The 21,773-nt window shown below is 41.8% G+C and carries 21 protein-coding genes and 1 pseudogene; 12 read left to right on the top strand and 10 right to left on the bottom strand.

Features of this window, described 5'->3' with window-relative positions:
- The first annotated feature begins 630 nt into the window (after window positions 1–630).
- Complete coding sequence (locus tag NOS7524_RS29915) at window positions 631–807, top strand: hypothetical protein (protein ID WP_015138151.1); 177 nt, start codon at window positions 631–633, stop codon at window positions 805–807.
- A gap of 289 nt (window positions 808–1,096) precedes the next feature.
- Window positions 1,097–1,480: a beta-lactamase hydrolase domain-containing protein gene (locus NOS7524_RS08900; protein ID WP_015138150.1), complete on the top strand. Its 384-nt coding sequence runs from the start codon at window positions 1,097–1,099 to the stop codon at window positions 1,478–1,480.
- A gap of 447 nt (window positions 1,481–1,927) precedes the next feature.
- On the opposite strand, the gene NOS7524_RS08895 is transcribed toward NOS7524_RS08900, so the two are convergent.
- Window positions 1,928–2,455 carry a sigma-70 family RNA polymerase sigma factor gene (locus NOS7524_RS08895; protein WP_015138149.1) on the bottom strand — a complete coding sequence of 176 codons (528 nt, stop codon included), beginning with the start codon at window positions 2,453–2,455 and terminating at the stop codon, window positions 1,928–1,930.
- A gap of 65 nt (window positions 2,456–2,520) precedes the next feature.
- On the bottom strand, window positions 2,521–2,760 hold the full coding sequence (locus NOS7524_RS08890) for a hypothetical protein (protein WP_041555246.1): 240 nt from the start codon (window positions 2,758–2,760) through the stop codon (window positions 2,521–2,523).
- A 373-nt stretch (window positions 2,761–3,133) separates the two neighbouring features.
- Between NOS7524_RS08890 and NOS7524_RS08885 the strand changes: the two genes are divergently transcribed.
- From NOS7524_RS08885 to NOS7524_RS08845, 9 genes are all read left to right on the top strand, one after another.
- Window positions 3,134–3,652 carry a TlpA family protein disulfide reductase gene (locus NOS7524_RS08885; RefSeq protein WP_015138148.1) on the top strand — a complete coding sequence of 173 codons (519 nt, stop codon included), beginning with the start codon at window positions 3,134–3,136 and terminating at the stop codon, window positions 3,650–3,652.
- A 7-nt stretch (window positions 3,653–3,659) separates the two neighbouring features.
- Window positions 3,660–3,890: a hypothetical protein gene (locus tag NOS7524_RS30580; RefSeq protein WP_041555245.1), complete on the top strand. Its 231-nt coding sequence runs from the start codon at window positions 3,660–3,662 to the stop codon at window positions 3,888–3,890.
- 33 nt (window positions 3,891–3,923) lie between these two features.
- Window positions 3,924–4,775: a cytochrome c biogenesis CcdA family protein gene (locus tag NOS7524_RS08875; protein WP_015138147.1), complete on the top strand. Its 852-nt coding sequence runs from the start codon at window positions 3,924–3,926 to the stop codon at window positions 4,773–4,775.
- Window positions 4,776–5,098: 323 nt separating this feature from the next.
- Entirely contained in the window at window positions 5,099–6,031 is a 933-nt protein-coding gene (locus NOS7524_RS08870; protein ID WP_015138146.1) for a class 1 isoprenoid biosynthesis enzyme, read from the top strand.
- A gap of 5 nt (window positions 6,032–6,036) precedes the next feature.
- Entirely contained in the window at window positions 6,037–6,879 is an 843-nt protein-coding gene (locus NOS7524_RS08865) for a hypothetical protein (protein WP_015138145.1), read from the top strand.
- 71 nt (window positions 6,880–6,950) lie between these two features.
- Window positions 6,951–9,518 carry a lantibiotic dehydratase gene (locus NOS7524_RS08860; RefSeq protein WP_015138144.1) on the top strand — a complete coding sequence of 856 codons (2,568 nt, stop codon included), beginning with the start codon at window positions 6,951–6,953 and terminating at the stop codon, window positions 9,516–9,518.
- Window positions 9,519–9,913: 395 nt separating this feature from the next.
- Window positions 9,914–10,111, top strand: coding sequence for a 2OG-Fe(II)-dependent halogenase WelO5 family protein (locus tag NOS7524_RS08855; protein ID WP_015138143.1), 198 nt, complete (start codon window positions 9,914–9,916; stop codon window positions 10,109–10,111).
- 179 nt (window positions 10,112–10,290) lie between these two features.
- A complete protein-coding gene (locus NOS7524_RS08850) occupies window positions 10,291–10,488 on the top strand; it encodes a Franean1_4349 family RiPP (RefSeq protein ID WP_015138142.1) in 198 nt (65 codons plus the stop codon).
- 25 nt (window positions 10,489–10,513) lie between these two features.
- Window positions 10,514–12,496 carry a hypothetical protein gene (locus NOS7524_RS08845; RefSeq protein ID WP_144050853.1) on the top strand — a complete coding sequence of 661 codons (1,983 nt, stop codon included), beginning with the start codon at window positions 10,514–10,516 and terminating at the stop codon, window positions 12,494–12,496.
- Window positions 12,497–12,603: 107 nt separating this feature from the next.
- Here the strand turns inward: NOS7524_RS08845 and NOS7524_RS08840 are convergent, their stop codons facing one another.
- The 5 genes and pseudogenes from NOS7524_RS08840 to NOS7524_RS08825 form a co-directional block, all read right to left on the bottom strand.
- Window positions 12,604–12,981, bottom strand: coding sequence for a TspO/MBR family protein (locus NOS7524_RS08840; protein ID WP_041555243.1), 378 nt, complete (start codon window positions 12,979–12,981; stop codon window positions 12,604–12,606).
- Window positions 12,982–13,112: 131 nt separating this feature from the next.
- Window positions 13,113–13,463: a four helix bundle protein gene (locus tag NOS7524_RS08835; protein ID WP_015137800.1), complete on the bottom strand. Its 351-nt coding sequence runs from the start codon at window positions 13,461–13,463 to the stop codon at window positions 13,113–13,115.
- Between the two features lie 32 nt (window positions 13,464–13,495).
- A complete protein-coding gene (locus NOS7524_RS08830; protein WP_015137799.1) occupies window positions 13,496–15,202 on the bottom strand; it encodes an ISL3 family transposase in 1,707 nt (568 codons plus the stop codon).
- Between the two features lie 584 nt (window positions 15,203–15,786).
- Window positions 15,787–15,888: pseudogene (locus NOS7524_RS30575) on the bottom strand (TspO protein); the annotation flags it as partial.
- An 88-nt stretch (window positions 15,889–15,976) separates the two neighbouring features.
- The gene (locus tag NOS7524_RS08825; protein WP_083882590.1) at window positions 15,977–16,450 is read right to left on the bottom strand and encodes a TspO/MBR family protein; all 474 of its coding nucleotides are present in this window, start codon (window positions 16,448–16,450) and stop codon (window positions 15,977–15,979) included.
- 233 nt (window positions 16,451–16,683) lie between these two features.
- Between NOS7524_RS08825 and NOS7524_RS08820 the strand changes: the two genes are divergently transcribed.
- Window positions 16,684–17,268 carry a DUF3611 family protein gene (locus NOS7524_RS08820; protein WP_015138139.1) on the top strand — a complete coding sequence of 195 codons (585 nt, stop codon included), beginning with the start codon at window positions 16,684–16,686 and terminating at the stop codon, window positions 17,266–17,268.
- Window positions 17,269–17,368: 100 nt separating this feature from the next.
- On the opposite strand, the gene murD is transcribed toward NOS7524_RS08820, so the two are convergent.
- The 3 genes from murD to cutA form a co-directional block, all read right to left on the bottom strand.
- Window positions 17,369–18,748: a UDP-N-acetylmuramoyl-L-alanine--D-glutamate ligase gene (murD, locus tag NOS7524_RS08815; protein WP_015138138.1), complete on the bottom strand. Its 1,380-nt coding sequence runs from the start codon at window positions 18,746–18,748 to the stop codon at window positions 17,369–17,371.
- A gap of 83 nt (window positions 18,749–18,831) precedes the next feature.
- Window positions 18,832–20,982 carry a glycine--tRNA ligase subunit beta gene (gene glyS, locus NOS7524_RS08810; protein ID WP_041555638.1) on the bottom strand — a complete coding sequence of 717 codons (2,151 nt, stop codon included), beginning with the start codon at window positions 20,980–20,982 and terminating at the stop codon, window positions 18,832–18,834.
- A 261-nt stretch (window positions 20,983–21,243) separates the two neighbouring features.
- Window positions 21,244–21,561, bottom strand: coding sequence for a divalent-cation tolerance protein CutA (gene cutA / locus NOS7524_RS08805; RefSeq protein WP_015138136.1), 318 nt, complete (start codon window positions 21,559–21,561; stop codon window positions 21,244–21,246).
- Window positions 21,562–21,773: the final 212 nt, after the last annotated feature.

Here is a 21,773-nt window from a genome sequence, read left to right as displayed (position 1 = left end):
TTGGGCTAAAAAATTTTTCCCATAACAATGATTTCCTCACAACTTCCTCAAATTGTTCTCATAAGTTTAAAAGTGTAGAAAGTGCCAGCATTAGTTGGACAATCTCACTGACTGGCTTCACAATTCATTTGCTACAACAATGCTTGGTTAAATATCTATCTAGGTATTGCCGTACTTCAGACTAGATGTTTTTTACAGATAAGCTATTTTTGTAGTTGAAAAAGTTGTAGAAGTCAGCCATGAAAATCCAATATCGCTACTGGGTTCATCAAAAAGCGATGCTGGCTTTATCTCACTATTATTTTTGTTGTCAGAATACAAAACTTACTAGCATTTTCTACCCATATCTTCAATGTCCAATAAAAAATATTCAAACAGGATATTGGTAGCAATATGGCATTTTTTAAATCAACGGCTTGTTGCTACCGAAACCGTTTTCAATCCGGTAAGATTTTGGCACATTTACCAAAATCGGCAGATATTAGAGGAGTGTTGGCATTATGACATAATTCAATCTCTAGAAAAATGTTGGAATATTCCAGAAATACAGTTATCAGATAACTGTTTACCCTCAGAAAATGATTCTCACTCAATCGGTGTTTAAAATCAAACTTATCAGGAGCAAAATTTATGACTACTTCTAATAATTTCCGTCAAAAAATCCAAACAATTCCCAACCTAGGTATGCAAGTAATTAACTATATCTCAGGTGCAGTCGCAAGAATTTTTGGTGTAAGAGATGATGACTATCCCGCAACAGGAGTTCAACCTTATGAGGGTGAGCCTGCTAAAAAACAAGATTTTTGAATAGGTATCAGCAACAACTTACAGCAGGGCAAATGGAACAGGTGACAGGGAACAGTGTTGAAACTCTCTTAATATATGTTTTTGTTCTTAAAACTTGTATCTAATTTACTCGCAATCTACTGTAGGTTACTGAAAGTACAACTTGGTAGTGAGAATTCAGGAGATAGGATAACTAAACATTTCATTCATCAAATAAATATTTTTGTGTGGGTGCTAATTCCTTCATCCTGAATTCTGACTATTGGAGTTATCTATAAACCTGATAACTCACGATTAGCAAGGTGGTGATATGGATATCGTCAGAAAAATTAACAATGAATTAGCCATCGCCGGACAAATTACCCCAGATCAATTTTCACAAATAATTGCTGATGGTTATAAGTCGGTAATGAATCTGCGATCGCCTGATGAAAAGAATGTATTAGATGATGAAAAACAGAAGCTAGAATTCTTAGGACTACGCTATATCAATTTTCCTATCAAAGTCGAAGATATTAACCATCAAACCACACTCCAGGTCTTAAAAACAATCCATGAATTACCCAAACCTGCTTTGATTCATTGTGACGATTCTATCCGTTCAGCAGTCATAGCACTGTTATATATTGCGACGAAACAAGGTATTACCTTTGAAAAGGCAATTGAACTAACTGTTAATTTGGGTTTGATATAATTCAATAAATGCAGATTTTTATAAAACATTTAATAACTTTATAACATTCATCTTTTTACCAGATTACTCTACACATTCTCCAGCCTGCCTTACAACTTGTGTATTTAGTTTAAATAACAAAAATATAGTCAGATAATTGCTGTATTGGAAACAGCCATAACTTGTAACCATCCAGCAGCAACTGCTTGTAAGACAAATTATGAACCTGGAAAACCTAAAACTGTTGTTTCATTGTATACAGCTTGGGGTATGAGAACCTGACCTAACAATTCGCAATTCGCAATGGACTAACGTCCATTGGTAATTGCGAATTGGAAATGACTGATCATATTTTTTCAGAACTCAATAATAGTTATATATCTGCAACCTCAAGCCTCACCCTGACTTTTCACGGGATGTGGAAAAGTCAGAGGGTGTAGGGTAGGGTGTAGGGATAACTTGATAAACTTATGGGAGACTCAAAAATTCTTTTTGAGCAATTTCTGACTGACTTAACCCTTGGTTATAAGCTAGTTCAATGACTTGGCGTTGCTTTTCGGGTAGTTGCGCTAAAGCATTGTAAATTCGCCCGGAACGCTCTGCAAAACTTGCCTGTTCAACAGGCGTTGGCTCTAGTGTTGCTTCATTCGTCATTGTTTGTCCCCATTTTTCCACAAGTTTGAGTTGTCTAGTCCGAGCGCGTAGCTTATCAATTGCCCGCGATCGCGTGAGTGTCACTAGATAGCGCACAAAAAAGCGACAATCAGGATTACTAGATGCTTTGCGCCACAGTGTCAGAAAAATTTCCTGGGTTAAATCTTCGGCTTCTTGGGAGTTAGCCAAAATTTTCAAAGCTAATCCATAAACTAAGCGACCATGACGCTGGAACAACACACTTAATGCCGCAGAATCACCATTTTTGAGTGCTACAAATAAAGCTTCATCGGTCACATCGGCAGCTAAGAAGAAATTTGACTGGGGTAGTTTAGGCTCCATGTGATTTTTGAACCATGTCTAAACTAATACAGTCACCAGTTAAAGATAAATTTTGTGCCATTACCTCACTCCACAACTAAATCAAGAGATATTTCCTCTTCACTGCCATCTATATTTAGATGACGACTGATGTTATGGAATTGGATTGGATGCTGGCTGTAAATATGGCATTTTTTAAAAAACTTAATAATTAATGGCGATGTTTTGGTCAAGAGCAAATACGTAATATCAAGTGGAGTCTTTAGACCCCGCAGCCAGAAATTATTTTGGGGATAACCAATCATCATCTTTCGCAGCTCACCCATTGAGTGAACTTCATGACCAAAAATAACTGCTAAGTAGCTCAGTGTTAAAAATTATCGCTATGGCAAGGCAGGAGGTAGGAGGCAGGAGGGAAGAGGGTTTGAGCCTAGTTTATTTTTCTTAACATAGTTGTGTTTTTTCCCACCGACTTACTTAATACTTGGCAGAAGACAGTCTTGGCTGATTCACAGACAACAATAAAAAAATTTCTGGAAACCTTAAATCCGATTTTGATGCTCGTTCGTCTTATAAACAGATGCACACAATTTACACTTTGAATTTCCCAGCTTAGAGAAAGATTGCGCCTGCATCATTAAAAATAACTCAGAAATGGGTTGAATACCAATCAAGATTTATACCACTAGGAAGAATTTTATGCACAAGCACGCAAATTTCTTACTCAAAATTTGTTTGAGCAGTTTAGTTTTGACTGCATCCATGCTAGCAATCAACTCCGCTAGTATTTCTGCAACTGAAGCTCAATCATCAATTACCAAGTCTGTCCATAAAAATGCCTATGCAGGTAAAAAAGCCAATTCTGTAGGCGGGCCTCTAGCGAAAGAACTTCAAGGTAAACCAGTTGTAGTGGATGTATTTGCGACTTGGTGCGCTGGCTGCAAGAATATTGCTCCCACCCTATCGCAATTGAAACAGCAATATTCCGGTAAGGTGAATTTTGTGGTCTTGGATGTAACTGATCAAGCCAAGCTCAAACAAACCAAAGCAATGGCACAAAGATTAGGTTTGGGTAAATTTCTAGAGGCTAATAAGAGTCAAACAAGCACAGTTGCGATCGTTGATCCGGCTACTGGTGAAATTTTAGCCCTATACAAAAATAATCCCAATAAGGCTGACTACACGAAGATCCTCGAAACCGCTTTGGCGAACAAGTAGTTCAATTGTGGCTTTGTCTCTATCTTCAGGGGCAAAGCTAGCTTTTGATGGTTGCAAACGCTGGCTCAGTTCTCAGGAGTCCTTTTCAATTTCAGGAAATCCAACAGCTAATAAGAGTCAAACAAGTACAGTAGCGATTATTAATCCTGCTACTGGCAAGATTTTAACAATGTTCAAAAATAATCCCAACAAGGCTGAATACACCAAAATACTCGACTCTGCTTTGGCAAATATTTAGTCTCCATCTTTTCATCAGCTTAAGGCTAATTTTATGAAACCAATATCTCAGTTATCAACTGAGCAACCCTCTTCTCGCCGTTCTAAAGTCTCGAAGAAATGGTTAGTTTACGGTGGCTTGGGATTGCTTTCCCTCGTTATAGTTTTGACTTTGGGGCCTGTAATCAGTCACCCGATTGAACGGGTGATTTCCATTGTGGAAAACCGTTATCAACAGTGGTTTGACCAACAGGACACGGCAAATCCCTTGGTGTTGTTACCTTTGGCGTTTATCGGTGGGGTGCTGGCTAGTGTATCCCCTTGTATCTTGGCACTTTTACCAGTCAATCTCAGTTACATCGGTACACTGAAAATTAAATCCCGTTGGGACGCTTTTAGTAAGGCTGGCTTGTTTGTGCTGGGAGCAGTGACGATTTTAAGTCTGTTTGGTTTAGTCTCATCTTTCGCCGGAGCGGTAATGGTAGATTACCGAGGCTATATCAATATAGTAGTCGGACTGATTATGGTTGTCATGGGTCTGTGGTTGATGGGGGTGGTAAAGTTGCCCCTACCGCAGATGAATGTAAATGTCCCCCAGGCTGGCCCTTATGGGGTGGGGTTGACTTTTGCTTTGGTAAGTTCTCCTTGTGCCAGTCCGGTGCTATTTGCGGTGTTGGCGGCTGCGGCAGCAACAGGTTCCCAGGTATTGGGAACGTTGACGATGGTTAGCTATGCACTTGGTTATACTAGCCTGATTTTCCTGGCGAGTTTATTTACGGGACTGGCGAAACAGAGTAACAAGTTGTTGAAGCATTCTGAGGGAATTATCCGCTTTGGTAGTGTCGCGTTAATTTTGACTGGAGCATATTACCTATTTACTGGTACTCAATGGTTCGTGGGAGGTTAATCCTGGTTGAGGATCTGGTGAAAATTCAAGATACACAAACAGGCGCAGTTGCTGATTTAAATTTAAGCGGATTATTCATTGAACTTGCGCGATCGCACCCAAGCTGTACTGCTTGCTAGTTCCTTCCTGCCTTTTATACAAACGTCTTCCCCACTACCAAAAATACTTGTTCAACTTGCGCTCTGGGAAACTGTCCAATATTGGCGGCTTTTTACAGACATTGCACAAAAAGTAATATGCCATTGCATAAAACAGCCGAAATGGAATGAATAAAGATTAGCGTTCTCAAGAAAGTTTTCTATTCATCCAGTTTGGCAAGATATATGTCTAATTCTTATGATTCCCAATTGAGACTAATTGTTGCCGAAGCAGTTAGTTGCATCTATCAAAATATGGATAATTCAGTTCCTTTTATGGCACAACACTCGGCCGAATGGATGCAGCAACTGTCGGGAACGTCTCGAATGGAAGACTATTTCTTGCATCCGATCGCCTTTCCCATGTTTCTGCTACCTTGGTGGGTGGAGAAAACGCTGCAACCCTCTCCTGATGCAACTTTGCAAAGGGCGATCGCTTACTCCACAGCTAACGGTTATTATTACATCCGGCTGATTGATAACTTAATGGATGGGGATACAGACGCATCACTAACACTGCTACCAACTTTGAATTTCTTTCACAGCCAATTTCAACACAGCTATTACAATTATTTCCCCTCAGATCACCCCTTTTGGCATTTATTTCATCAGGTTTGGTGGCGTTCTGGTGAATCAGCAATGGAAGATGCTTACCAAACAGACATTGATTTGACTCGATTTCAGGAAATCGCTGCCCAAAAAGTCTGCGCTGCCAAGATTCCGATTGCCGCAGTTTGTTACTACCATCAGCAACCCGAACTAATTCAACCTTGGTCAAATTTTGTGGATTTGCTGGGATGCTGGCATCAAATGACTAATGATCTCTTCGATTGGATTAAGGATTCCACCCATCACAGCCAAACCTATGTCTTGTGTGAAGCAGCACGTCAGAAACTACCCCAGGAATCGCTAACTATGTGGATGATGCGCTATGGCTTTAATTGGGCTTGCGATTTACTCCAAAGTTGGATGGCAGAACTGCAACAACAAGCGATCGCCTTAAATAGTCCTGATTTAAGCCAGTATCTCATCCAGCGTGAGCAAATGTTTCTGCGTAAACGGAACGAAGTAATCGCAGGATTCACAGGTATGAACAAGTTAATCAATGTTCTGGGGTAAAAATCATGACTACTTTGACAAAAGTTACACCCCAAACATCACATCTATTTGATTTAGCACAACAGTATTTTGATGAATTAAAGCAGGAATGCGCTGCACACGGTATTAGAATTAATACCGCCACTCGGTTACACCCAACAACAGGGTTTTTATCCTACTACGATTTACAGGAAAAGCAAATTTATCTGTCCTTACCGGATCACGTTTCTTCAGTCACCAAACTGCAACAGATTCTAGCGCGATCGCTTTATGGTTTCCAAAGCAACGAGGAACATTACAACTTAATTCGCCTATTACTACCTCATACAATCGCTCACGAACTAGCTCACGCTTTGCGCCATGACTACGGTTTATTTAGTCATCATCTCTGGCATGAAGAACAACTAGCCAATCAACTAGGAACAATTGCCCTCAGACACTATCGTTCACAGGCTGAACAACAGCAATTACTGAGTTTGTTAGCACAAGTCATTGCCCATCTGTCAACAAAATTTAATCAACAAGATGCCATCAATACCTATCGGAATTTTTGGCAGGGGTTGCGAATTCACAAACAAATCAGCGATCGCCTTTGGCAGCAACTACAACTGCATCCCCAGTTGTTCAACCTTGAGCCAACAGAGTTATTCCTTCGTGGTTTTGAAATGAGTGATGAAATCATCGCTCGACTTGAAAAAAGAACAGCAGGCATTAATCAAATTAACGCTCAGTATGCAGCTAACCAACTGCAATATATTTACTATCAAGTTAACTGGATGTATTTAGACTTAAAAAACTCAGAAAGCTTTGATATAGAAGATTTTGCTCAACAACATCTCAATTTGTCAAGTATTTTGCAATCTGCTTAAAGGAGGCAGAAGGCAGAAGATTTTACTTATTTTTTGAATTTTGAATTCCTAAAGGGAGAGTTTTGGCTGCAATGCTTCAGATATGTAATTTACCAGAACAACTAACAATTTTGCCGCATCAAATTGCATTATCCGGTAGCGATTGGACTTTGTGGCGATCAGTTTGTCTCCGAGGAGCAGGATTTCCGACTGATTGGTTGTTATCTCTAGAAATTAGTACCTGTAACGCATTAGCAGAAGAACTGTTGCAATTACAGCAAAAAGTAGCTCAAGCCCGATTGATGGCAATACGCTCTTTAGCAGATGAGTATGCAAAACTGGATCGAGTGGAGCAGCGACGACTGGGCAAAGTTCTCCAGCATTTACGACAGAACCAAATACCAGATTTCGATCACCATGCTGTTAATCATTTGCAATCAGCCTGGTTAGAAATGGTGAATACCCAAACCAGACTCAATGCAGCTTTATCAAATGCTTGGGAGCAGAATTATCGGCAATTACAAACTATCTTTGCTGAACCTCAGTTACAGACAGCATTACTGTGGCAGAATCCGGTTTTTGCTCGCCACATCCAATCTCTGTTAGAAAAACCAGTTTCTACCCTCAAGAGTTCTGTATGGCAAAATATCCTCACTTTAGCTAGATATTTACAACGTTACTGTGCCAAAAATGAATCAATTGGTTTTTTTGGCCCTGTAGGTTGGGGCAGATTGACTACAACAGAAACAGCAATCGAGTTTACCCCCGGCTCTGAACTGTTGGCTCATCGACAAGTATATCTAGAAGGTTGGGCGATTAATGCTCTAGCCCAAACTCTCAGCCAGGATTTATGTCTGCGTCCTTGGTTAGCCCCTAGCCGATTACCTAATGTAGAGTTGCAAGGTGATAAACTTTATTTACCTGCGATCGCGGCTTTAGTTCGCCAAGGTAAGCTCCCTGCGACTGTGCCGAGTTTAATACCACTTTCGCCAGCACAAATACAGATATTACAACTATGTGATGGTCAACAAACAGCTTTGAGTATTGCTCATCACCTCAGACAAAATTCAGCTGAGATGTTTGCTGATGAGACTACCGTTTATACCCAAATAGAAAAACTCTGCCAATTAGGTGCTTTGCGTTGGACTTTAGAAGTGCCAATGAGTCAGCACCCAGAGAAATTGTTGCGAGAGAAATTATCTCAAATTGGCGATCGCAATTTACAAGCATCTGCTCTTGCTACCCTCGACGCACTAGAAACCGCCAGAGATCAAGTTATTCTAGCCGCCGATGATCCTGAAAGACTCAATCAAGCATTAGTCAATCTAGAAGCTACATTCACTAAATTTACTAATCAAGCACCAACTCGTGCGGCTGGTAAAACCTACGCCGGCAGGACAATTGTTTACGAAGACTGTCGTCGAGATATCAAATTAACTTTAGGGACAGATTTTTTAGAGAAATTAGGCTCACCTTTGGATTTGCTGTTAACCAGTACACGCTGGTACACTCACCAAATTGCTCATAATTATCAAGCTGTATTTGAGGAGATTTACGAGGAACTGAAATCAAAATTCGGCAATGCAGAAGTAGATTTTTACAGCTTTTCCCTTCAAGCTTTACCTTGGCTGCGTGATGATCACAACCCAGCTATTACTTCAGTTCGCACTAGCTTACAAAAATTTTGGAGTGAAATCTTATCTGTCCCCCCAGAACAGCGACAAGTTAACTACCGCGCCGCAGAGTTAAAATCAGCTGTAGATCATGCTTTTACAGCCCCTCATCCTGGTTGGGAATTAGCCCGCTATCGCTCACCAGATATTATGATTGCAGCTGACAGTGTGACTGCCATCAATCAGGGTGATTATCAGCTAATTTTGGGAGAATTACATCTATTCAATACTCTCTCTCGTGCTGTATTTGTAGCATCCCATCCCCACCCCAATGAGTTACTCACAGCCAGAACACAAGATATTCCAGTACCAACACTAACCCCCTTACCTTCCACAAATTGGAATACTCAGCGTTTTTCTATGGATCTGGTTGCGCCTCAAGATATTCGCTTCGCCTATGAAGCTGGACACTCTGGTGTACCTGATGCTCAAACTGTAACTATGGCTGAATTAGTGGTAGTGAAGACAGCCGCAGGGTTGCAAATTCAAACTAGCGATCAACGCTTTTGTTTACCAATTATAGAATTTTTTGGACATAATCTGTCTAATTTATGTATATCTTTCCCCTCAATTTTACCTCCAGCTAATCACACACCCAGAATCACAATTGATCAACTGGTAGTAGTGCGAGAAACTTGGCGATTACAATTGCAGAATTTATCTTTTGCTCATCATAAAGACCACAGTGACAACTTTCTAGCTATTTGCCAAATGGTTAAAGATTATGAATTACCGCGTTTTGTCTTTGTGAAAGTTCCCGGTGAAGTTAAACCTTACTATATCGATTTTAATAGCCCAATTTACTGTGATTTACTTGCGAAAATTGCTCGTCAAGCTGCCAAGGCTTACCCTGAGCATGAACTTTGTTTTACAGAAATGTTGCCTAACTTTGACCAAATTTGGCTCACAGACACAACAGAGCAAAGATACACCAGTGAACTGCGTTTAGTAGCCTTAGATCCCAAATCTCCCACTGCTAACTACTAATTAAGTATTTCAGCGCAACAGCTTCCGCCTTCCCTGCAAGAGCTTCCGCCTTGACATTTCCGTGTTACGCGCAGTCTGCAAGAGCTTCCGCCTTGACGTTTCCGTGTTACGCGCAGTCTGCAAGAGCTTCCGCCTTGACGTTTCCGTGTTACGCGCAGGCTGCAAGAGCTTCCGCCTTGACGTTTCCGTGTTACGCGCAGTCTGCAAGAGCTTCCGCTTTGACGTAAATTGTCCCGCCTCGGAATTAATTCCGAGTCTTATAGCGTAAGTCCTCTCAAGAGGACTCCAAGAAAAATGCTATTGCCTTTCTTGATAAAACTTTCTCATCTAATTCGCATAAAAACTTACAAAATAGCAGATACATACTACAGCAATGATAATAATCATCACTATGTATGGTTAAACTACATACTCCTGAAAAATCTCTCTTCCAGTTTCTAGATATACCTGCTGCTAATGTCCAAAAATATTCATCTGCGATTGAGGATATCTACGAAAAACGCATTGATGGCATGATTATCAGAAATGTGTTTTCTCCTGAAACTCTATATTTGAATATGTTACAAAACTTTTGTGAATTGGTAGATATTTAAGTAATTCAAGTTTTATACCAATTCTTTATGAAGCTGCATATTATTCGATCCCCCCTAACCCCCCTTGAAAAAAGGGGGAACTAGAATCAAAGTCCCCTTTTTTAAGGAGGATCTAGATATGTGCAACTTCACATGAAATTGGTATTAGTAATCATTATTCACTTGCAGGAGAAAAAATCATGTTTGATTTGTCAGCAATTATTGGTCGCGTTATGTCTGATGAAAGTTTTGCTCAAAGGCTAGTGGAAAATCCTGAAGCTGCTTTACAAGAAGCAGGTTTAGAGCCAACACCAGAAATTGTAGAGGCACTGCAAGGTGTAGATTTACAGGCAATACAGCAATTAGCAGCCGCTTTTGGTGAAGATAAAGCTGCTTGAGCCAAACAATTTTGGATTTGAGATTTTGGCTTTTGGATTCAAATTGGCTGCGCTGAGGATGTTGTGGATGATAGAATATACGACCAATAGGCAAGCTTGGGTCACTGTAGAGGAATTTTTACTAGATTTACCGCCTAAACTAGGGCAGCGAGCCATGATTTTAAAAAACTGCTTGACTGTGCAGTATGGTGATACAGGTCATTTACGAGATATCCTCAACCGTGATGGTGATTATCCTTGGCTGTCATTGCCGATTTGCTTGTTGCAAGATTGGTCAGCTATTACTCAAAAGAGTTCTGTTGGCTTAGAAAAACATTTATTGCCTGCATCATTCTACATCTTTGCGGCTGTTTATCTCCAAGAACAGATTTCAGATCCAGCCAGTTTGTTTGAGAATGCAGATATGCCTCTGCTAGATGCTCTGCAACAGCAAGCAGTATTTCATTTCAGCCAAATTCTAGCTGAGGATAATTCTTTCTGGTCTGATTACCGATTATTATGGGCTGATTATCAGACGGCAGTAAAAGTCATCCAGCAACATCAGCAAGCACCTGTTGATTTTTCACCAGAATTATTACAACAGTATGCTGCCCAATTATCTCCAGCTAAGATACCAGTAATTGCGGCGGCGATCGCTATTCACCAAACTCCAAAAATCCCCAGTTTGCTGCAACTGCTGGACTATCTACACTACATTCACCAGATGCACCGGGACATTTTAGCTATTCGGCGGGATATCATGCGGGGTTGCTATACCTATCCCATTGTGCGCGTGATGCAGGCGGCTAACATTCCCCTATCAGCTCAACCATTGCCGGAGAAATTACTGGGTGCAATGGTACTCACAGGTGCAGTGGCCAAAATTTGTCGGGAATGTTTAGAGAAATTAGCTAGTGCAAGAGTTTTAGCCCAAAAACTGATGTTACCAAGTTGGGTGCAGTATTGCGATCGCTTAGAAACTAACTTCAATGAGTTGAGCGATTTATTTTCCCTGAAAAACCTTGGTAAAACCTCTGCTAGTGCCAGCAATTATTTCCTACCCTACATTGATAGTTTAAAAGTAGCGATCGCCACAGGTGAACAATATCTACTATCAGATTTGACTTTTCGGGAAAGTTGGGAAATTCAACGTTTGACATTACCTCAAAAATCAGAGATAGTAGCGCGTGCTTTTCCTATGGGATTAATTGCGGAAATTCTCTGCTCTCACGGACACAACTTATCCTCTCTGGCTGATGAAATTTTTCAACTACTGGCACAGCATCACTTTTGTTACTTTGAAGGTTATGCTATCCCTCCTGATACTGATACCATTGGGTTGTCTTTACGTTTATATCAGTATTCACAGCAACCAGAAATACATCGGGTTATATTACAACGTCCTTTAAATTGGTTGCAGCAAAACATCCTTCCTTCTGGTGAAATCCCAGTTTGGATAACCCAAGGAGTAGAGTATGGCCAAAATTCTATATTTTGGGGTAGCAGTTGCCTAGCTGTGGAAATTAATCTTTTACTAGGGCTGATTGCTTATGATTGGGCTACTTATGAAGAAATCATAGAGCGTTCAGTTAGCAATTTATCTCAACGCCTCGCTCAATCTGGGTTAAGTGGATTATCCCACTACGAACCACCCTATTGTCTATGGAACTGCTTGCAACTCCTCGCGCAACTGGAAGCCAAACCTATCAGTAAAACTTTGCAAATTCAAATACAGCAACTCATACCCATTCTGTTACAAAGATTGCAAACAGAAATTTTACGACGTTCTCCTACTCCCCAAGAGGCTGCTTTTTTCATCCTCGCCTGTTTTAGCCATCCTGCGGCTCATTCCTTGCTAGAGCCAAAATGGATGCAAATACTGTTAAAGCATCAACGCTATGATGGCAGTTGGCGCGATGAACCACTGTACCCCACGGTGCATCGCGGTAGACAGGCTACCTGGTATAGTAGCCGCACAATGACAACTGCATTTTGCTATCATGCCTTATGTACAGCACTTTTGAAGTAAGTGAGGTACACCATGAGTAATGAGTAATGAGTAATGAGTAATGAGTAATGAGTGATGAGTAATGAGTAATGAGTTGAGTAACAGAACTGTTTCATCTTTTGATGAGATTAGGCATCTTCAGGATTCATCTGTCTTAACTCGTCTGTGGTGTATGTACCGATGGGACTCCAAAGTAGGTAAGGAATCAGTAACACAGTTGCTAGTCCAGAAATCGGTAGTACAAAGATTGCTAACAAAACTGCGGCAATGAAACCACTTAAGCCAATATATTCTCCAACTTTGAGACTGTGAAACCTCAGCATTAATGGGATGTAAGCTACGGTGATAATTTCCACTAGGAGGTATAAACCCATTAGCAACCAAGTAATCACACCTCCAGGATTGTGTTGCCAAACTAGAGTAGCGGAAGCCGCACCACAGATAAATATTACAGTCCAAATTAGGGGAATAAATGGCTCAAACACCAGCCATCGGGGACGACTCATGTGATTTTACCCCTTGCTTGACCAAAAATTGAACCATAACGTGGTTCTTGGCAACTTTTGGTGATCTTAGCCGGGGGAAGGCAGAGGGCAGAGGGCAGAAGGCAGAAGTCGGAAGAGTAGAAGTAATAATTTCAACCCTTGAGTTTGTTTAAAGTAGCAACTAATATACTTTGCATTTCCTCAACTTCATTTAATACGGGAGTGAAAAGGTCTTTATCAGCTAAATCTACTTCTTTGGCAATGATTAATTGCGTATCAAGTTCTCTCAAAGAACCTAGCGCAATATGTAAAAACTGGATATATTCTGGTTTGGAACGCCTACCATAGCCTTCAGCTATATTAGACGCTACAGATACGGATGAACGGCGTATTTGACTAGTTAAACCGTACAATTCTGACTGAGGAAATAGGCGGGTAAATTTATAACAATTGATAGCAAGTTGAACTGCCCTTTGCCAGATAAACTGATTTCTATAACTCATATAATCAAGTGTAAATTGTCAAAATTTTCTTTTCAAATAGCCAACAGAAATCGTCGTTCTAGTAAGTCTATCTTGGCGCGACCATACATCTGCCGTTTTAACATTTTCAGTCGATTAATATGCCCTTCAACTGGGCCATTACTAACTGACATAGTTACACCTGCTTTCACAGCATCGTAGTCAGACTCTAAACTAACAGCAAAGGAGCGCAACAAAGAAACCAAGCTGTTTTTAGCTTTGTTTAACCAAGCATCGAGCTGCTCAGGCAGGCGTTGACGCACAAGAGATGCAAACTGTTGTGCTAGTTCAATAGCTGACTTCAAATCCGAATGGGCTTTTTGTAGTTGAGCGATGACTTCACGCTCATTAGGCTGTATTAATTCTGGTCGTCGCAAGACTAAAGCTGTGACGCGACTGGGGGTGAGAGGACGATGGGCGCAAGAGCTAACCCTGGGGGAAGCGTTTTTTCTTGAACCTTTTGCTGGCTCAAATCCGGGCAAGGTCTTGAGATAACGAGTGAAGCGAGCGACCGTGGCATAACTACCGGTATAGCCGCAGGTGCGAATTTCTTCAAACAGTTCTTGGGTGTTGTGGTTCCCGCTATTCCAGCGACTGAGGAGGTAATCATGATAAGGGTTGAGAAGACTCAGACCGTGGTCGCTACGTTCACGACGTTCGGTAAAAGTTGAGCTACGCAAGTAATTGAATACGGTAGTTTTAGAAACTCCCAGCTCTTGAGCGATTGCTAGCCCTGATAAGCCAATAGACCGCAGTCTCCAAACTTGCTCATGGATTTCTCTGCGTCTATCCCGTGCTTTGGCGGATTGAACTTTTCTTTTTAAAGATGTGTTTTGGGGAAACCTTGGCACAACTGGACTCTTATTAGTCTCAGCAATCATGGAAAGGTTGTTTGCTGTTTCCACCTCTAAATGCACTTTAGTATCAGTATTAAAGACTTGTTTTTCCACTTCTTTTAGTGTTTTGGCGTGATTACCAAAGACTTGATAAAGCGTTTGAGATAAGTTCTGCAATAGATGAAAGCGGTCTGCAACTTGAATGGCTTCTGGCGCACCTTGGCGAATACCACTTTCATAAGTTTTTGACCGATCTCGTGAGACGACTTTGACACCAGGGTGAGCTTTTAACCATTCTGCCAAAGTTTCAGCCTTTGCATCTTTGAGTAGAGCAATTGGTCGTCTGCGTTCGAGATCAATTAGTGCTGTGCCGTAAGTTTTACATTTACGAAAACAAAAGTCGTCTACCCCAAGAGTATGTGGCGTTACGATGGGTGGTAGTGGAATTGAGCGGACTAAATTTAATAGCGTGTTGCGAGAAACTTTTATCCCCAAGTCCTGTGAGAGTCTTACCCCTGCTGCACCACCATTAGCTAAACCAATCGCACTCAGTCTTTGAGCTAAACGTAGAGTTCTTCTCGCCCAAGGTGCGGTAACATTGGTCAGCCTTTCTGCAAAAATGCGCCGTTTACACAATTTATTAAGGCAAAAAAACTTCCGCACCCTTAACTGTAAAGTAATGCTGTAATCAGCCCAGGGTAAATCTGCTAACTTTCGCTCATAGCGACTATGAATTTTATGAGTTGGTTGGTTACAAACTGGACAATTAACTACTCTATTGATAGCAGAAACAATCAACTTTATCTGAGTTTTTATCTCGTCAAGAATGCAATTTTCAAGTTTCAGGTTTGCTGAATCTGGTAATAGATAACTTAGCACTGACATAACCAAGCTGAGGCTTATCCCTCAAATGTTTGATGGAGTGAAGTTTGACGTATCTCAATTATATCTTTCTAACTTCTGCCTTCTGCCTTCTGCCCTCTGCCTTCCCCCAACCAAGATCACCAAAAGTTGCCAAGAACCAATAACGTGACCAAAAGTTAACGTAATTTCAAGCTTTTGAGCCAATCAATAACTTAGCTTTATGAATCAAATTATGTCCGCGTGTTTTAAATGTGAACCATAATACGACCAAAAGTTTTATTTTTAGGCTTGGTAAAAAATGCCGATCAAGACACACTAATTTAGTCGAAAATTTTAAACTTTCGGTCAAAATATAATTCAAAATGTCCACAATATGGTTCAAAAATATGTTTCGCCAAAAATTGAGTGATAAAGCGATCGCCTGAAATTTGAATTTTTATTTCTCTCTCATCACGGTACGGTACAAATGAACTATTTGACCATGTTCCTTGCTGTAATTAAGTTTCGAGTTTTTTGAACTCCATTTATAGCTTTGAACTATATGTTGTCCTAGTACAGAGTGAAGTATTTCGTGACCGTTTGGCTAAATTATCGTTCAAATCACAACTCAATTGGGCAAACCATTTCACATCACGGGGTGTGATGAAGAAACTACCAATTGCGACTAAAAAAGTCATAGCCCCGATTACCATCCAAGACGGAATCATATCTTGTCCCTAGACCTTATATTTTCTCAATTCACACTGCCAGTTTGACAATCGAGAATATTGGTTAAATCAGTCGCAGGGAAGAACCTTAAGCATCTTGAGGATTGAGCTGAATCATTTGCCAAGTGGTGTATGTACCGATGGGACTCCAGAGTAAATAAGGAACTAATAATAGTGTTGCCCAACCAGAAACAGTTAAGACGACGATCGCCAAAATAATACAAATAGTCAAACCTGTACCACCAAGAAGTGTCCCCACCTGAAGACTACGCAGCCGAAACATCACAGGTGTATATGCGATCGTCACAACTTCCAATAACAGATATAAACCCATGAGTAACCAGGTTTTATTGGTATCTGGGGCAGTTTCCCAAACAATATAAGCTGACCAAGCACCGCAGATAAAGATAGTAATCCAAATTAAGGGAATTGCTGCCTCAAAAGTTAGCCATCTTGGCCTTCGCAAGCGTCTAAACCACTGGCGATCGCTAGGTGTCATGATGTTAGCAGCCAAAGCTACTAAAATAGCCACCCCCCCAATTACCATCCAAGACTGAATCATGACCCCTAATTCCTTGCGATCGCTACCTATGGCTAAGATTATGGCAGAAGGCAATAGGGAATAGGCAATAGGCAATAGGGAATAGGCAATAGGCAATAGGGAATAGGCAATAGGCAATAGTAAAATCCATGCCATGAATGAGTTTGTGTTATGTCTGTAGGTGGGGGTAGAGGCTGAGGATTAATCATATCTTGGTGGTTAGGGGACTAAGATTAATTTAGATGAACAAGAATATGCAAGCCGAATCAGAAACACAAACGCGATCGCTGGTACACACTTCGCCCAAGTTGCATGGAATTGCTAACACCATTCGCCTCACAGGTTGGATTACCTTCTGGGTACAATTAACCCTGGTTGTAGTTTCTGGATTAGCCTTGTTATTTGCTGCTACTGGGCGTGACTTTGCTGATCAACCAAATACAGGTTTGGGATTGGGGATATTCTGGGCGATCGCTGGTGTAATCGCACTACTATTCAGCGTATATTGGGATTTTCGTTATACCCGCATCGGCAGAAGTTTAGATAATCCTAACCCATCTCTGCATCCTAGCAAAGCAGATACAACTAGAGCAATTAGACTAGGTATTCTAGTAGGTTTAGTAGGAATTCTACTAACTCTCCTAGGTTCTGGTGCCACCCTAGCAGTATTCATCGCCAAATCCATATCCCAACCACCAGGGGTAGCCATCACAGATCCCAACAAAATCATCCGCGCCTTAGATGTCTTCGTCATGGTAGCAAACGTCAATGGCATTGCAGCCCACTTCATCGGTGCTGTAGCTTCAATGTGGTTACTAGAAAAAGTACATCAAAACTAAAGCAGGTGACAGGTGACAGGTGACAGGTGACAGGTGACAGCAAGACTCATCCTCCTCTTTCTCTGCGCCCCTCCGCGTGAACCTCCGTGTCCCTCTGCGTTTAACTCTTCTCCCCCCTCACCCACTCCAAACACAACTGCCGAAAATGATCACCCCTCACCTCAAAATTAGGATACTGGTCGAAACTAGCACAAGCCGGAGACAGTAGCACCACAGAAGCATCATGCTGCTTGGCTAACTCCGCCCCCCTAGATACAGCCTTCTCCATTGTCTCCACAACTTCATAACTGCTGTAACCCACCTCTTCTAGACGGTGAGCAAATGCCGATGCAGCCGCACCAATCAGTAAAACAGCCGCCGCCTTAGCTTGAATACTCGCCAACCAACCAGTATCATCCCCTGGTTTAGCCTCACCACCAGCAATTAACACCACGGGACTACTAACAGATGCTAGTCCCACTTCCGCCGCATCATAATTTGTGGCTTTGCTATCGTTAATAAAATCAATACCTTCCCAAGTACAGATATGCTCTAAACGATGGCTAACTCCGGGAAACTCCCGCACCGCCTTCTCAATCGCTGCTGGTGAAATTCCTGCCAAACGTGCTGCTGCTACCGCCATGAGGAGATTTTGCTGATTATGCTCCCCCACCATCCGCAAAGCAGAAGCTTCTACAATTCTTTGAGGTGGAGAGTGGGGTGGTAATTTTTCCATCACCCAACCGTCTTGAATGTAAAAACCCTTCTCACTCAAGAGGAAATCTTCACCTTTCACACTTGTCCAGTAAGCATCAGGCCATTGAGTTATACCCGCTTTACGCAGGTAAGCATCATCACCATTAAAAATTTGCAACTCTGACTGACGTAACAGCTTGGCTTTGATGTTGTAATAGTTTTCTAAAGTCTGGTGACGAGCAAGATGATCTGGTGTAAACGTCGTCCAAATGCTGATGCGGGGAGCCAAAGAAACAGAGGATTCGATTTGATAGCTGCTAACTTCCCCGATTACCCAGTCTGGTTGTTTCTGGGCTAGAGCCACTTCACAGGCAGCATAACCGATATTACCACAGGCGGGGGCATCAAATCCGGCAGCTTGAAAAATCGCAGCGACTAAGGCAGTGGTAGTTGTTTTCCCGTTAGTACCAGTGATAGCTACCCAAGGTAATGTTCGCAAATGCCGCCAAGCCAATTCCATTTCGCCAATTGTTTCTATACCCAAGGCTCGCGCTTTCACTAACAAAGGAATATCCCAAGGTACACCGGGACTAACAACAATTAAATCTGGGACATCAGCACCGTCTAATTCTAGTGAATACCCCAATTTAACTGTGATTTGTTCCTCGGCAAGTTCTTGTTGTTGTCCGAGAAGGGTTTCGGAGGTGTTGCGATCGCTCAACACTACCTCCCAACCTTCTCGTTTCAACAATCTCGCCGCAGCAATACCGGACTTTCCTAATCCAATGACGTGAGCTTTGGACATAGACTGTGGCAGAGTTCCCTGGTTAAGCACTCATTATGGTATCGCTTATTGGCAAAAATTACACCCTTTTTTGTTGCTTGAGACTACAGATTTTTCACGATCGCCCCAAAGTCAGCTAACACACGGGCATGATTCCGCAATAATCCTAGTAAATTCAAGCGATTGCGCTTAATTTCTGGTTCTGGATCCATGACTAAAACACTATCAGGCCCATCAAAGAAATTGCTGACAGTTGGCGCAATTTCTGCTAGTGCTGTTACTAACATTTGATAATTCCGTGATGCTTGTGCAGCTTCGGTTTGCGGTTTTAATTTGACTAAAGCTTCGTAAAATGCTGACTCCGAAGACTTTTGGAATAGTTCTGGACGCACCACAGTTGTAGGATCTAGCTGTTTGGTATCTAAATCGCCTTGGGCTGCTAGTCTAGTAGAACGGTTAACGGTTTCGTAGATTTTATCTAGTGTACCGTCACGGCGGATTTGTTGCAGATATAAAGCGCGATCGCGCACATCCAGTAAATCCTGTAATGCCCGTTCTGTATATTCCGGGTCATTTTCACCCAAAACAGCGTTGACTAAATCGTAGTCAATCTGCTTTTCTTCTTGCAACAGGGTGCGAATCCGTTGTAAGAAAAATTCTTGTAAAGCTGTGGTTAACTGTGCTAAGTCTTTGGTGTACTGGTTGGCAAAGTCAGAGGCGAATTGATTTAATAATGTTGCTAAATTGATTTGCAGATTCGCCGCCCAAGTAATATTAACTACAGCATTGGCAGCCCGTCGTAAAGCAAAGGGATCAGAAGAACCGCTAGGAATTAACCCCAAACCAAAGATACTGACTAAGGTATCGAGTCTATCTGCCAAACCGACAACTTGACTGGTTAAGGTTTGGGGGAGGATGTCATCAGCACCCCGTGGGAGATAATGCTCAAAAATGGCTGTGGCTACTTCTGGTGCTTCCCCACTAGCGATCGCATATTTCTGCCCCATGATCCCCTGTAACTCTGGGAACTCAAAGACCATTTGGGTTACTAAGTCAGCTTTACATAATAATGCCGCTCTTTCAACGTGCTGGCGATCGCTTTCCTCTAATTGCAATTGGGTAGCAATTTGTCCAGCAATCTTGACGATTCTATCTACCTTGGCACGCAAAGAGCCTAAATCTTCTTGGAAGGTGACAGTTTCTAATTGGGGAAGATAGTCTTCTAGAGCCTTTGATAAATCGGTTCTATAGAAAAACTGTCCATCAGCTAATCTGGCTCGGATTACCCTTTCATTACCAACGGCAATAATATCTGATTTAGTAGGATCACCGTTAGAAACAGTGACAAAATATGGTAAAAGTTCGCTGTGACTGCCTGCCTTAAATACCGGGAAATAACGCTGGTGACTAACCATCACCGTAGTAGTCACCTCTGTAGGTAAAGCTAAGAACTCAGGTTCAAATTTACCGACTACTGGGGAAGGCCATTCTACTAAGTTGGTGACTTCCTTCAACAAATCGGGGTACATTTCTGTGCAACCATGTAATTTTTCTACAGTTGCTTGCACCTGTTCTTGAATGGTGGCTGTCCTTTCCTGAGAGTCTACAGCTACATAAGCGTAGCGGAGAGTTTTAACGTAATCAGTGGCTTGATTAATGGTGACTGGTTCAGGATGTAAGACACGATGACCGTAGGAAATGCGATCGCTGACAACTATTTTAGAACCATTTTCTAATTTAATCGGCAAAATAGACTCATCTAATAATGCCACTAGCCAGCGAATGGGACGAGAAAACCGCATATCCCCATCACCCCAGCGCATCAACCGTTTACCTTCTAACCCAGAAATCCATTGCGGTACAAGTTCCGTGAGAATTTCTGCCACAGGAAGTCCGGGGGTTTTTTTCTGGACAAACACAAAATCCCCTTTGTCTGTGGGGCGCACTTCTAACGCCGCAATGTCCACCCCTTGCTTTTTCGCAAAACCTAGGGCGGCTGGAGTTGGTTGCCCATCTTTAAAAGCGGCTTGGGCGGGTGGGCCTTTGATTTCTTCTTCTCTGTCTGGTTGCTGGGATGGTAAACCTGTAATCAGTACCGCCAACCGCCGGGGAGTACCGTAAACTGCTACAGATTCACTGTTAAGGCTGTGATCTGCTAAACTTTGGGGAATGCGCGATCGCCACTGTTCGATAGCATCGCTGAGAAAATTTGCAGGTAGTTCTTCTGTACCAACTTCTAATAAAAATGCCGGCATAGGACTTGTGTGTTTAACTTTGCGTAGCTTAACGTTATCTGTCAATTCCAACAGTTTACCTCGCCACAACGCTGACATAGACTATGCCAAGAGACTAATGTTTAGGAACTGGGGATTGGGTAAAAATCTTCCTTGTCTCCCTTATCTCCCTTATCGTCAATTCAAGAGACTTCTTGCAAAAGTGATGATTATAGCGTCCTTCTTTGCGTCTTTGCGCCTTTGCGCGAAACAAAAAAAGATTTATCTCCCTAATCCCCTACACTAATTACCTGAAGAATTACGTTCAATCCATGCTGCATAGGGAGCATAAATGTGTTTGAGCGCGAAGGCATGAATGGCAGGTAGTTCATAGGAGTGGAGTTTTCTGATTGCATCCTCGACGGCTTGGTAGTTTGCGTCAGTGGTTTTGAAAAGTATGCGAAACTCCTTCTCGTTCTGAATTGCGTCATTCCAAACATAGAAGCTTTCAATCTCAGAGATTTGGGCGCAGGCGGCTAGCTTTTGTTCTACCAAGGCGTGAGCTATGCGTTGCGCCTCGGCGAGACTACCAATGGTTGTAACAACGGCAATGTAATTCATGTGTTCCGAAAATGTAAACTCCAGCGTGAAATCATCTCACAATGCAGCCCAGAAATTTATTTTTTGGCGGGATGAAAATCTGGTGCAAGATATTCAGATCAGCAAATATTGAATCTAGCGTTGCAAGTATGTTCCACATCAAATCAGACTGGACGTTCTTTAGTCATGCTTTCATCTCATTTTTAAAAGGTTAATTATTTAATAATTACTAA

This window comes from Nostoc sp. PCC 7524, assembly GCF_000316645.1.
In the GTDB taxonomy this organism is placed as follows: Bacteria; Cyanobacteriota; Cyanobacteriia; order Cyanobacteriales; family Nostocaceae; genus Trichormus.
The sequence above is the reverse complement of the archived record's forward strand: the minus strand, read 5'-3'. Positions and strand labels throughout refer to the sequence as shown.